This is a genomic window from Streptomyces sp. NPDC093568 (assembly GCF_044764945.1).
GTDB lineage: Bacteria > Actinomycetota > Actinomycetes > Streptomycetales > Streptomycetaceae > Streptomyces.
Map to the genome: position 1 here is coordinate 344644 of NZ_JBIWJD010000008.1, position 12805 is coordinate 357448.

At 73.6% G+C, this 12805-nt stretch carries 7 protein-coding genes and 2 tRNA genes; 2 read left to right on the plus strand and 7 right to left on the minus strand.

What is annotated here, in order from left to right; genetic code table 11:
- Positions 1-168 precede the first annotated feature (168 nt).
- Positions 169-4395, minus strand: coding sequence for a PAS domain-containing protein (locus ACIRD7_RS30690; protein WP_403458698.1), 4227 nt, complete (start codon positions 4393-4395; stop codon positions 169-171).
- Positions 4396-4723: 328 nt separating this feature from the next.
- The gene (locus ACIRD7_RS30695) at positions 4724-5242 is read right to left on the minus strand and encodes an SSI family serine proteinase inhibitor (protein ID WP_403458701.1); all 519 of its coding nucleotides are present in this window, start codon (positions 5240-5242) and stop codon (positions 4724-4726) included.
- A 169-nt stretch (positions 5243-5411) separates the two neighbouring features.
- Between ACIRD7_RS30695 and ACIRD7_RS30700 the strand changes: the two genes are divergently transcribed.
- Positions 5412-5502: transfer RNA gene (locus tag ACIRD7_RS30700), tRNA-Ser, on the plus strand.
- Between the two features lie 235 nt (positions 5503-5737).
- Positions 5738-5810 (plus strand) — tRNA-Arg (locus ACIRD7_RS30705).
- Positions 5811-6112: 302 nt separating this feature from the next.
- Here ACIRD7_RS30705 and ACIRD7_RS30710 read toward each other — a convergent pair.
- The 5 genes from ACIRD7_RS30710 to ACIRD7_RS30730 all read right to left on the minus strand — a co-directional run bounded on the left by ACIRD7_RS30710 (position 6113) and on the right by ACIRD7_RS30730 (position 12789).
- Positions 6113-7147, minus strand: a complete 1035-nt coding sequence (locus tag ACIRD7_RS30710) for an MASE1 domain-containing protein (protein WP_403458704.1) — start codon at positions 7145-7147, stop codon at positions 6113-6115.
- 5 nt (positions 7148-7152) lie between these two features.
- Entirely contained in the window at positions 7153-7980 is an 828-nt protein-coding gene (locus tag ACIRD7_RS30715; RefSeq protein ID WP_403458707.1) for a PP2C family protein-serine/threonine phosphatase, read from the minus strand.
- 126 nt (positions 7981-8106) lie between these two features.
- A complete protein-coding gene (locus ACIRD7_RS30720; protein ID WP_403458708.1) occupies positions 8107-11070 on the minus strand; it encodes a SpoIIE family protein phosphatase in 2964 nt (987 codons plus the stop codon).
- Positions 11067-11672 carry a hypothetical protein gene (locus ACIRD7_RS30725; protein WP_403458875.1) on the minus strand — a complete coding sequence of 202 codons (606 nt, stop codon included), beginning with the start codon at positions 11670-11672 and terminating at the stop codon, positions 11067-11069. Before ACIRD7_RS30725 ends, ACIRD7_RS30720 begins: the two co-directional genes overlap by 4 nt.
- A 289-nt stretch (positions 11673-11961) precedes the next feature.
- Positions 11962-12789 (minus strand): NAD(P)H-binding protein, encoded by an 828-nt coding sequence (locus tag ACIRD7_RS30730; protein WP_403458877.1) that lies wholly within the window; start codon positions 12787-12789, stop codon positions 11962-11964.
- Positions 12790-12805: the final 16 nt, after the last annotated feature.

The window sequence follows — 12805 nt, forward strand, 5'->3', positions numbered from 1 at the left end:
CACCGGAACTCCGGAACTCCGGAACTTCGAAACTCCGCTCCGAAACCCCGAAACCCCGAAACCCCGAAACCCCGAACTCCGACGAGAACGGATCGGCGCCGCCTCGCAGGCGGCGCGCAGCGCATCGTAGCGGGATCAAGTTCCGGCCGAATGCCGACCCCTGAGCGGCTAGTTGGTCCCGATCCGCGAGAGCAGATCCACGATCCGGGCCTGCACCTCGCCGCTGGTCGACCGCTCCGCGAGGAACAGCACCGTCTCGCCGGAGGCGAGCCGCGGCAGGTCGGCCTGGTCGACGGCGGCGGTGTAGACGACGAGCGGGGTGCGGTTCAGACGGCCGTTGGCGCGCAGCCAGTCCACGATCCCGGCCCGGCGGCGGTGCACCTGCATCAGGTCCATCACGACCAGGTTCGGGTGGAAGTCGCCCGCCAGCATCACCGCGTCGGCGTCACTCGCGGCCCGTGCCACCTGCATCCCGCGCCGCTCCAGCGTCGCGGTCAGCGCCAGCGCGATCTCGGCGTGCTCCTCGATCAACAGCACCCGCGGCGGGTGCTGTTCGCTGTCCCGGGGGGCCAGCGCCTTCAGCAGTACGGCGGGGTCGGCGCCGTACGCCGCCTCCCGTGAGGCCTGTCCGAGGCCCGCGGTCACCATGACCGGCACCTCGGCCGCGACGGCGGCCTGCCGCAGCGACTGGAGCGCGGTCCGGGTGATCGGGCCGGTCAGCGGGTCGACGAACAGCGCGGCCGGGAACGCCGCGATCTGCGCGTCGACCTCCTCGCGCGAGTGCACGATCACCGGCCGGTAGCCGCGGTCGCTCAGCGCCTGCTGGGTCGTCACATCCGGCGCCGGCCACACCAGCAGCCGCCGCGGGTTGTCGAGCGGCTCCGGGGGCAACTCGTCGTCCATCGGCTGCGGACGCGGGGTGTCGGCCACCTCCACCGCCCCGCCGGGCCCGTCCAGGGGTTCGGGTCCCTCGGCGGCGTTCTCGTCCGGCGCGCCTATGGCGTACGACCGTCCGGCCGCCTCGGCTGTTGGTGCGAGCCGCGACTGCCCGGCCTGGGAAGGCTGGGACGGCTGTGGCTGCTGCGGCGCAGGGGAGGCCGGCACCGGCTGCTCGGCCGGCGGATGCGGCCGCGCGGCCTGCTCCGTCGCCCCACCGGCCCGTGCGGCCGGGTCGGGCGGCGTACCCAGCTTGCGGCGCCGCCCACCGCTGGTCTGATGCGGGGGAGGCGTGGCCGTCGACGACGGCGCGGGCGCCGCGGGCTGCTGCACCTGCGCCGCCTGCCGCGTGAAGGGCACTCCCTGCCCCAACGTCCGCACGCTGATCGCGCGCCCCTGCGTCGAGTTCGGGTCGACGGGCGCACTCGGCGCGGCGGGAGCGGCGGCCTCGGCGGGAAGCGGCTGGGCCGCCCGCTGCCGCGCCCCGGCCGCCGCCGCGGCTTCGGGCGGCAGCGCGGTGCCCGGCGCCGGAGTGCTCTGGGCGGCCTGCGCGGCCTGGGGGGTGTTCGGCTGCGGCGGTACGGGGGTGGCGGCGCCGTTCGCCGGTACGGCTGTCCCGGTGCCGGACGTGTCGTCGGCGGCGGGCCACGGCTGCGGGGCCGGGACGCCCTGCGCCGGGGTGCCCTGCGACGGGGCCGCCTCGGCGGGGAGGGGCTGACCCGGGACGGCGACGGGGGCCGGGGCGGCGACAGCCTGTGCGGGAACCTCCTGCGCGGCCCCGGCAGCCTCCGCCGGCGGCGCCACGGCCCGGCGGCGACGCCCGGTCGGCGCGGTGGTCGGATGCGGCTGCGGCGGGGTGTGGTCCTCGGCCTGGTCGTGCGGCACGGCATCGTGCCGGCCTTCGTCGCCACGCACGTCGCCCTGGGCGTCCACGGGCGTCGCCTGCCCGGGGATCTGCCCCGGAACCTGCCCGGGCACCACAGCCGAAGCAGGAGTCATGGCGGACGCGGCAGCCAAGGCGGTAGCCCCCGGAGCCGCACCGGCCCCCGGAGCCGCACCGGCCCCCTGAGCCACAGCCGCCCCCTGCGCCTGCTCGGCCGGAGCCCGGTCCGCCTCGGCGGGCGGCAGCGCGAACACCGTACGGGCCCCCGCCTCCTGCGCGGCCGCCCGCTCGGACGCCGCGGCCAGGGCACGCCGGCGCCGCCCGGTCGGCTGAGAAGCGTCGCCCGAGGCGGCCGTACCGGACTCGGCGGCCGCGGCGTCACCGGTCGGCGCCGGCAGGGCGGGCGGCAGCGCGTGCTGCTCCCCGCCGTCGCGCCGGGCACGTCGGCCGGCGGGTGCGGGCACACCCTGCGGCGGCACGGTCCCGCCCAGGCCGCTGCCCACGGCCGCGGTCCCCGCCGCATGCTCGGCTGCCGTGACGACGGCACCCTCGGCGACAACGTCCCCGCCGTCCTCGGCGGGCCGACCACGGCGCCGGCCGGTTCCGCCGGAGGCCTCGCCGCCACCGTGCTCAGCACCCTGGGGAAGCTCCGGCGCGGCAGCGCGCCTGCGTCGCCGCCCCGTGGGCGAGGCGCCCTCGGCCTCGGCGCCTCCCTCGGCCTCGCCACCCGGGGTGTCGCTCTCCAGGAAGGCGTCCACGGAGGCCCGCCGGGCCCGCCGCCGCCCGCTGCCGCCACTGTGCTCGGGGGCGACGGCGGCGACGACGGCCACGGCGGTACCCGCGGTCCCGTCACCGGTGCCGGTCGGCGCGGCGTCCGTCGGCGCGGCCTCGGCCGGAGCGGCGGAAACGGCCCCCGCCCCACCGCCGATGGGCACTTCGAGCACGAACGCACTGCCGCTCATCCCCGGCACCTCGTGCGTCTGCAGCACCCCGCCGTGAGCCCGCACGATCCCGCGCACGATCGGCTCGTGCACCGGGTCTCCCCCGGGATAGGGCCCGCGCACCTCGATCCGTACGACCTCACCGCGCTGCGCCGCCGCGACGACGACGGTGTTGTCCATGTAACCGCCCGCCGACACCGGCGAGTTGCCGGTCGCGTCGACCCCGGCGACGTCCGCGACGAGATGCGCGAGCGCGACGGCGAGGCGCTGCGGGTCGACCTCGGCCTCGATGGGCGGCGCGTGCACGGCGAACTGCACCCGCCCCGGGCCGATGAGTTCGACGGCCCCGTCGACACCCGCGGCCACGACGGCGTCGAGCATCACCTTCGTACGGGAGACCTGGTCGCCGCCCGAGTCCAGCCGCTGGTACCCGAGGACGTTGTCGATCAGGGTCGTGATCCGCGAGTACCCGGCCGACAGGTGATGCAGCACCTGGTTGGCCTCGGGCCACAACTGCCCCGCGTCGTCGGCGGCGAGTGCGGCCAGCTCGCGGCGCAGCTCGTCCAGCGGGCCGCGCAGCGAACCGGCGAGCAGGGTCAGCAGCTGCTCGTGCCGGGCGGCGAGCGCCTCGTACCGGTCCTTCTCGCGTTCGCCGAGCGCGGCATAGCGGTCCTCGCCCGCGGCGAGCGCCTCGGCGTGCCGCTCCTCGAGTTCCTCGACCTCGGTCACGTGCTTCTGCCGCAGGGCGGTCAGCTCGGAGGCGTGCTCCTCGGCGAGCCGTTCGAGCTCCTCCTCGTGCCGCTTCTGGGCGGCGTCCTTCTCCTCGGCGAGGGCGTCGTAGGGCCGCCGGTCGGTGAAGGTCATGACGGCGCCGACGAGCTGGTCCCCGTCGCGCACGGGCGCGGTCGTCAGGTCGACGGAGACCTTGTCCCCGCCCTTGGACCACAGCACCTGCCCGCGCACCCGGTGCTTGCGCCCCGAGCGCAGGGTGTCGGCGAGCGGCGACTCCTCGTACGGGAAGGGCGAGCCGTCGAGACGCGAGTGCAGCACGAGCGTGTGCAGCTCCCGCCCACCCAGGTCGCTGGCCCGGTAACCCAGAATCTGGGCGGCGGCCGGATTGACGAGGACGATCCGCCCGTCGGTGTCGGTCCCGATCACGCCCTCGGCGGCCGCCCGCAGGATCATCTCGGTCTGCCGCTGCGAACGCGCCAGCTCGGCCTCGGTGTCGACGGTGCCGGTCAGATCCCGGACGACGAGCATCAGCAGCTCGTCGCCGCTGTAGCCGTACCCGTCGTAGGCCTGCTGTCCGTTCTCGAGATTCGCGGACGTGACCTCGACCGGGAACTCGGTCCCGTCGGTCCGCCGGGCCATCATCCGGGTCGGCTTGGTCCGGCCCTGCGGGTCCATGTGATCGGGCCGCCGCATGGACCCGGGAATGAGCTTGGAGTCGAACTGCGGCAGCAGATCGAGCAGCCCCCGCCCCACCAGTGCCGTCCCCGGCGCCTCGAAGGCCTCCAGGGCGATGGTGTTGGCGTTCACGACGGTCCCATTGGCGTTGACCAGCACCAACGCATCGGGAAGCGCGTCGAGTATGGCTGCGAGGCGAGCAGCGCCTCGGGATGGCCTGCTGCTCACGAGACGCTTCCTCCCTGTTACCGCACCTTGCCGACCGCTCGGGCCATCTTGCCAATCGGTCCGCAGCGTGTCACGCGAGGGAGTCTAAGGGTTGGGGTTGCGCTCGCGACGCCGGATGAGAGGGAGGTCGCACGACGAAGTGACCCAGAACGTATGACCGCCTGCGGCGTCGTCCTTCCCATGTCCGCCGCGTGTCCATTCGGGCTTCGCGAGACCTTCGCGGGACTTTCGCGGATCCGGTACGTCCGGTATGGAAAGCCTGTGCGACGGGGGACGGCGGGCCTCGGGGGCGGACGCCCAGAGCGCGACCACCCCCGCCGCCTCCCGCCTACGACCGCTGCCCGTCGGCCCGCACCTCGGGCAGGAGCGGCACCAGCCGGTCCCATCGCGCGATCTCGCACCCGTTGCTGCGGTCGTAGCGGGCGTCGACGGGGCGCCCGGCCCAGGTCCCGGTGACATGCGCGGTGGCCGAGCCGCCGTACTGCATGGTGCAGAGGCTCTCCCGCGGTACGGGGGCGAAGGCGTCCTTGCCCCAGCGGGTGCCGCCATCGAGTACGGCGCAGGCGTCGGCGGCGTCGGGGTGGTCGCCGCCCGTCGGATGGCAGGTCAGCTCGTACCTCCCGTCGGCGCCGCCGGCCTCGCGGACGGTGACGGTGAGGTGGTCGCCGACGCGGTCCGGGGCCTGGAGGGAGGGGAGCGGGACGGCGGGCGCGGCTTGCGGAGCGGCGAGGGGGGACGCGGCGGCGGGCGCGACGGAGGTGAGGCCGACGGCGACGAGGGAGCCGGTGGCGCCGAGGAGGACCCGGCGAAGGCGCACGGTCCGGGCGGAACGGTTGACCTGCAACATGACCTGACTAACGCCCCGCGTCCCCGGACGTTGCGGCCCTCGAAGCGCGCCGGGAAGTGCTTTGCCCTGCGACCTCTCCGCCTAGTACCGTGGGAGTCGATTGGTGACAGCACGCTCGACTGTGTCATCATCTGCACGCACCACTCGCGCTCGCGCGAGCGGCTGTGCTGGAGGCGTCGCCTAGTCCGGTCTATGGCGCCGCACTGCTAATGCGGTTTGGGCCTTAAAGCCCATCGAGGGTTCAAATCCCTCCGCCTCCGCGCCTGATCACGAAGCCCCGGTCCCTGGACCGGGGCTTCGTCGTTTGCGACGCTGGATACGAGGGCAGGACACCCGGCCCGCCATGTGGACACCGACGGCCCCACCACGGCATTTCCGCAGGTCACAAGGGGTAGACCAAACGGATTTCACATGGCGGCGGCAGTCATGTAATGTTCTTCCTGTCGCCGCGACGGGGCCCGGAAGGGCCAAGAGCGGCGGAGAATAACAGAACAAGCACTCGTAGCTTAACGGATAGAGCATCTGACTACGGATCAGAAGGTTGCAGGTTCGAATCCTGCCGAGTGCACACAGGTCAAAGGCCCCGGAGCGATCCGGGGCCTTTGAGTTTTTCCGGGCCGTACAGCAGCGACGACTTCTGAGACCGGCAAGCCACTGGCTGGGGTCTGACATCAGCGGCTGACAGCAAGTCGAGCGTCGGTGCCAGGATTTCGACGTGAACGATCTCCATGCCCGCCAGGGGGCCAGGGGAGCATGCCAGTTGGGGACGGCGATGGTGGTCCTCACCTCCCCCGGATGAGATGCGCCTGGCCGGATGCGTCAGCTCAGGGCCTGACGTCCTGTTCGGGGTCCATCCGGGCCCGCGTCGGGCTATCTCTTCTCCTCCGGCTTCGTCAGTCGCGACGGCGTTCGCTGGTCCAGTGCCTGGTCCGGGAGGAGTTCGGAGAGGGCCTCCGTCAGGCGTTCGCAGGCTTCTCTCAGGGCCCGGACCGTCTGGTTGCGTTCGGCGATGGTGGCGGACAGGAGGAGTGAGGTCAGGGCCACGGTGCCGTTGAAGGCCTGCAGGATGACCATCTTGGCCAGGAGGTCATGGCCTGCGAACGGGCCCTCGCCGACCGCGCCGGCGGAGATCGCCACGACCGAGGCGATCAGGGCGCAGGGCGCGGCGCCGGGGAGCTGGAAGCGGAAGGCCGCCCAGATGAGGAAGGGGACGACGACGAAGAGCAGGTTGAGGGAGCTGTGGGTGGCGACCAGGGACGCCGCCGTCGTGCCGGCCAGCAGGGCCCCCGCCTCCGCCCACCGCAGGGCGGGCACGTCGCGTGGTCGGCGCAGGGTGCGCGCGGCCAGCAGGAGGGGCGCGATGACGAGGATCCCCATCGCGTCGCCCGTCCACCACACCGACCACGTCGGCCAGAAGTCGTCGGCCGCCAGGGCCTCGGAGGCCACGAGCACCCCCGTGCCGATGGTCGCGCTGAGCACCATGCCGACCAGGGCCCCGAGGAAGACCAGCGCCAGGGCGTCCTGGAGCCGGTCCAGGGCGAGGCGGAAACCCACGCGGCGCAGGAGGAGGCACGCGAAGACCGGCGCGATCGTGTTGCCGGCCACGATGGCGAGTACGGGGAGGACCGACGGGCCCAGCGGCATGTTCACCGCGAACGCCCCGAGGGCGATGCCCGGCCACATGCGCAGGCCCCACATCAGCAGGGCGACCAGCGCGATGCCGGTGGGCGGCCAGAACGGCGTGACCTGGCCGCGTACCAGCTGCTGCTCCAGGCCGAGCTTGGCGCTGCCGTAGTAGGCGGCGGTCACGACGGTCAGCCGCAGGGCCTGGACGGCGTACTGGCGTAGCTGGAGCTGTGGGCCGCGGGTCTCGCGCGGTGCCTGCGGGGCGAGCAGGGTGTGCATGGCGTTCACCCTCCGCAGCCGTCGCCGTAGCGAAGAACGAGGACCGCGGCGTCGTCACTGTGGCCGGTGAGGTCCGCCACCTTGATCACCTCGCCGGCGAGCGCGTCGGGGTCGGTGTCGCAGGCGTCGCCGACCAGGTCGGCCACCTTCTTCAGCCCGTCGTCGAGCGGGTAGGAAGGGCCCTCCACGACCCCGTCCGTGAGCAGCACGAACGCGCCCGTCTCGGTCAGCCGCCGGCGTGAGGACGGGTAGTGCTCGCCGGCGCGGATGCCCAGCGGCAGGCCGCCGTCGTGCAGGACGATCTCGCAGCGGCCGCCGGTCGTGGCCCAGACGGCCGGGACATGTCCGGCGCGGGCGTCGCACAGTTCCCTCGTGGCCGGGTCGAACCGCAGGAACGAGCAGGTCACGAAGAGCTCGGAGGCCATCGCCACGAGCAGGTCGTTGGTGCGGCCCAGCACCTCCGCCGGGTCCGTGGTGGAGATCGCGACGGCGCGCAGGCAGGTGCGCACCTGCCCCATGTGGGCCGCGGCCTCGACGTCGTGGCCCTGGACGTCCCCGATCGCGAAGCCCACCGCGCCGTCCGGCAGCAGGAAGCCGTCGTACCAGTCGCCGCCGATGTCCAGTCCGACGCGCGCGGGTGTGTACCGGCCCGCGGCCCGCAGCCAGGGCATGTCGGGCAGCTCGGCCGCGAGCACCTGGCGCTGGAGCGCGGCGGCGAGCTCCACTCGTGCCTGCTGGAGCTTGATCTGGTCCAGTATCCGGCCGGTGAGATCCCCGAGCTCTTTCAGCAGCTCTCTGGTGGCACCGGCCGAATCGGTGCGGCGGCGGGCCATGGCATCACACCCCGGGTTCGCGCGGAGCGCCGTGAGCGGCGGCGGAGCGTTATGTGCGACGTAGGCATACGTGGCAGACGTAGGCATACGTGGCATATGTGGCTTTTTACGTTACCCCGCCCCGAGTCAGTCCTGATCCCCGAACGCCAACGCGTCCAGGTCCCCGTCGAAGCCCTCCCCCAGCCCCGGCAGGTTCAGGAACATCCGCTCCAGCGGGTCCGGTGCCGGATCGTCGGGCCCGTCCGCCGCGTCCCGTGCCGCGTCCGGCGTCGTCTGGAGGGCCTGTTCCGTCCAGATGCACTTGCCCGTCGGTGTGTACCGCGTCCCCCAGCGCTGCGACAGCGCGGTGATCAGCTGGAGCCCCCGGCCGCCCTCGTCCGTCTCGGTCGCCCGGCGTATCCGGGGCATCGTCAGGCTGCCGTCGAAGACCTCGCAGATCAGGTCGGCGCCGTACAGGAGCCGTAGTCGCAGCGGACCCTTGGCGTGCCGTATGACGTTGCCGACGAGTTCGCTGGCCAGGAGTTCGGTGGTCGGGGTGAGGGAGTCCAGGTCCCAGGCGGCCAGCTGCTCGCGGATCAGGGTGCGGGCCTGGCCGGCCGCTCTGGGGTCCTTCGGCAGGGGCCAGGCGGCCATGCGGGCCTCGGGCAGCGCGTGCAGGCGGGCCAGGAGGACGGCCGCGTCGTCGGCCGCCTGCTGGTCGGCGGGGAGCAGGGCCGAGGTGACCCGCTCGCAGAGGTGGTCCAGGTCGCTCGCCGTGCCGTCCGCGTGCGCGCCGCGCAGTATGCCGGACAGCGCCGCCATGCCCTCGTCCATCTCGCGCTTGGACGACTCCACCAGGCCGTCGGTGTAGAGCACCAGCACGCTGCCCTCGGGGACCGGGATCTCCGTCGTCTCGAAGGGGGGCTCGGCCGCGCCCAGGGGCGGATCGGCCGCCAGGGCCGGGAAGACCACCGTGCCGTCGGGGTGGAGCAGGGCCGGGGGCGGGTGGCCGGCCCTCGCGATGGAGCAGACGCGGGTCGTGGAGTCGTACAGCGCGTACAGGCACGTCACGTACGACTCCTCGCCCATGGCGCCGACGATGTCGTTGAGGTGGCTCATGATCTCGTCGGGCGGCAGTTCGAGGTCGGCCAGCGTGTGGACGGCCGTGCGCAGGCGGCCCATCGTCGCCGCCTCCGGCAGGCCGTGGCCCATGACGTCGCCGACGACCAGGGCGACCTGGCCGCCCGACAGCGGGATGATGTCGTACCAGTCGCCCCCGACGTCCATGCCCTGCCCGGCCGGCAGATAGCGGGCGGCGGCCGTGCAGGCGGGGAGGGCGGGCAGGTCCCGGGGGAGCAGGCTGCGCTGGAGCTCGCGGGAGCGGGTGTGTTCGGCGTCGAAGAGGCGGGCCCGCTCCAGGGCCTGGGCGACCAGGGCGCTGGTCGCGGTCAGCAGGGTGCGCTCCTCGTCGGTGAGGCGGCGCGGGTGGTCGAAGGTGACCGCGCAGATGCCGAAGGTGTGGCCGGAGGCGGTCAGCGGGAGCAGGGCCCAGGCCTGCTTGCCGGCGCGGGCGGGCAGGTCGGCGAGCTCGGGGTAGCGGGCGGCGAACTCCCGCGGGGTGGACAGGAACAGGGGCGCTCCGGCCAGGATCGCGTCCCACAGCGGGCTGGACTGCGTGCGCTCACGGCCGTCGAGCACGGCGAGGACGTCGTCCGGGTAGCCGATGGAGCCGACGGTGTGCAGCCGGTCGCCCTCCACCGTCTGCACCACGAGACCGGACGCCTCGAACGGCGGCAGCACCCCGCGCGCGACCGCGTCCACCACGTCCGTCGACGTCGTCGCCTTGGCGAGGGCGGCCGTCAACTCCCCTATCCGCTCGGCACGTTCGGCGGCGGACCGGTCGGCGGAGCGGCGCTCCTCCTCCAGCCGCCGCTTCTCGGTGACGTCGGTGAAGTAGATGGTGCGGCCGTCGGGGCCCGGGACGAACCGGAGGTGGCACAGCCGCCCGTTCGGCAGCCGTACGTCGAAGCTGACCGACTTCTCCGCGGCGGCCGCCTGCCGGCAGCGGATCTCCAGGCCGGGCACCTGCTCGGCGGCGGGCAGGTCCCACAGCAGACAGCCGAACAACTCCTCCTCGGAGAAGCCCAGGGTGCGTTCGGCCTCCAGGTTGGCGAAGGTGATCCGCCAGTCGTCGTCCATCGCGAGGAAGCCGTCGCTCATGTGCCGCAGGGCACGGCCCAGCGCGTCACGCGCGGACCGCGGCTCACTGCTGTCCCAGCCCACGCCTATCATCCGCAGGGGCTCGCCGTTGTCGTCGTACGTCGCCCTGGCACGGGCCTGGGTCCAGCCCCAGGTGCCGTCCAGTTTGCGCACCCGGTACTCGGCCTCGAACACGCCGTGCTCCCGGATCGCCCGGTCCACCAGCGCCAGGGTCGGCGGGAGGTCGTCGGGGTGGACGCATCTCATCCAGTTCTCGACCTGGCCGACGTAGTCCTCGGGGCGGGTGCCGTACAGCTCCAGGGCCGCTTCGTCCCAGAGGAGTTCGCCGGTGCGGATGTTCCAGTCCCAGGAGCCGACGCTGACCTCCTTCAGGGCCCGGCGCCGGCGTTCGCCGTTCGGCTCCCGCTGGACGGGCCCCACGGGCGGCGGTGCCTGGGCCATACGGTCCTCGGTCCACGCCGCTACGGCACGCAGGAACTCCCAGTCCCCGGGGCCAGGTTCGCCCCGGTCGCCCATCAGGACGCTCAGGGCGCCGGTGCCGCGGTTGCCGGTGTAGAGCGGCAGTGCGGCGAGGCCGGTGCCGGGCCAGGCGGCGTCCGGGGCCCCGGCGGCACCGGCCGGGCTCAGCGGGACCCAGACGCCGTTGCCCTCGCGCAGGGCGCGGGCCGGGGCGAGCGGCACCTCCTGGTCGACGATCTCCCAGGGACGAGTGAGGTCGGGCGGCAGCCCGGCCGCCGACACCAGCCGCAGCGCGGACATCGGGCCCCTCAGATGGATCATGCCGCCCAGCGCGCCCAGCTGGCCCACCGCGTGCTGGAGGGCCAGCCGGAAGACCTCGCTTTCCGCGACACCGGGGGCCACCATGCCGAGCAGTGCCAGCCGAGCGTTCATGCAGCGGACTTTACCGTTCCGAGCTCAACCGATTCGCTGGTTCCCAAGATCCTTACCGGGCTCACGCGGACGCTTGACCGGAGGTCAACGGGCTTGCGCCGACGTGCAGTTGAGGGAAGCGCCGCAGCCCTCGCCGACTCGTTGCGGCGCTCGGCGAACACGAACAGCCGCAGGACCAGGAACCGTCCGATTCCGGCGAGCCCGGAGGCGGTGAGGTAGACCGCCTGCTCCCGGACCGTGCCGGCCTCCGGCTGCACGGCGTGCAGGACGAGCATCGCGGCGGTCGTGGCCAGATAGGCGGCGAGGGCCGACCCGAACGACTGCGCGTGCTGCCGCAGGCCGGGGCGTCGTCCGGTGCCGAAGCTGAACAGGGCGTACAGCTCGGTGCAGAGCAGGGTGCCGGCGATGGTGACCAGGGCGTTCGCGACCGCCCAGGGCATCGTCGCGGCCACCAGCGGTACGGCCGCGCTGGAGAGCAGTCCGACACCACCGCCGCACACCACGAACCGCACGAACGAGGAGACGGGGCCCGGGCGCGCGGGGCCGGCGGCCGACCCGCTCGACGGCAGGGCGTTCGGCTGCGAGCTGCTCGGCTCCGACAGACGCTGCGACTCCATGGCGCCCATGGCGGTCTCCTTCCGGGCGGCGGGATCCTTTGCAGGATTCAGCTCATCCCGGCACGGCTTCACCGCAGCCTCAGGCGGGCTTCAGCGGAGCCTCAGGCGGGTTTCGGCCGGCGCCCGCCGTCGGAACCGTCGCCGGGATCAACCATGGCCAACGATTCCGTTGTTCGCGCGTCGGAACGATGGGGTGGCCTCCCGGACTCGGGGTAGGGCAGGCTCTACCGTGCGGGGCCCGGTGTCGCTCTACCGTCCGGCCTCCGGGTATCGCCTACTTGAACGCCCCGACACCGCGCGCCACCCACTCCGCGAACGTACGCCCCGGCCGCCCGAGAACCCGTTCCACGTCCGGGCTCACCCGTCGCAGCCCGGCCGGCGGCGCGCCCAGCATGTCGAGCGTGCTGTCGACGACGGGCTCGGGCAGCGCGCGCAGCATGTGCTCGCGGGCCTGGGCGCGGGTCAGTTCGACGAAGGCGACCGGTTCTCCGAGCGCGGCCCCGATCGCGGCTGTCTGCTGTCGAGGGGAGACGGGGGCGGGGCCGGTGAGTTCGTAGACCTCGCCGTCGTGGCCGGGCTCGCGCAGGGTCAGTGCCGCGACCTCCGCGACGTCGGCCGGGTCGACGGTCGGCAGGGCCACGTCGCCGAAGGGGGCGGCGACCTCGCGGCGTGCGCGGATCATGTCGGCCCACTGGAGGGCGTTGGAGTGGAAGCCGCCGGGCCGCAGCATCGTCCACTCCAGGCCCGACGCCTTGACCGCGTCCTCCATCGTCGAGGGGTGGTCGCCCGTGCCGACGCCTTGGGAGGACAGCAGGACCACGCGCCGGACGCCCGAACCCCGTACGGCGTCCAGGACGGCGCCGAGGTCGCCGCCGGCCGCCATGAAGTCGCCCGAGGTCAGCAGGAAGAGGGCTTTGGCGCCGGCGAGCGCGGGCTCCAGGCGGCCGGGGTCGGTCAGGTCGGCCCGGTGGTGGCGGGTGCCCGCCGGAACGTCCGTCGCGGAGATGCGGCGGGAGACCGCCGTCACCTGCTCGCCCGCCTCGACGAGGGCACGCACAAGTGGCCTTCCGACATTGCCCGTTGCTCCGGTCACCACGATCATCATCGGTCTCCGTTTC

Coding starts and splice junctions, on each gene's coding strand:
- ACIRD7_RS30695 (WP_403458701.1), bottom strand. CDS start 5,242: ATGTTGCAGGTCAACCGTTCCGCCCGGACCGTGCGCCTTCGCCGGGTC.
- ACIRD7_RS30710 (WP_403458704.1), bottom strand. CDS start 7,147: ATGCACACCCTGCTCGCCCCGCAGGCACCGCGCGAGACCCGCGGCCCA.
- ACIRD7_RS30715 (WP_403458707.1), bottom strand. CDS start 7,980: ATGGCCCGCCGCCGCACCGATTCGGCCGGTGCCACCAGAGAGCTGCTG.
- ACIRD7_RS30720 (WP_403458708.1), bottom strand. CDS start 11,070: ATGAACGCTCGGCTGGCACTGCTCGGCATGGTGGCCCCCGGTGTCGCG.
- ACIRD7_RS30730 (WP_403458877.1), bottom strand. CDS start 12,789: ATGATCGTGGTGACCGGAGCAACGGGCAATGTCGGAAGGCCACTTGTG.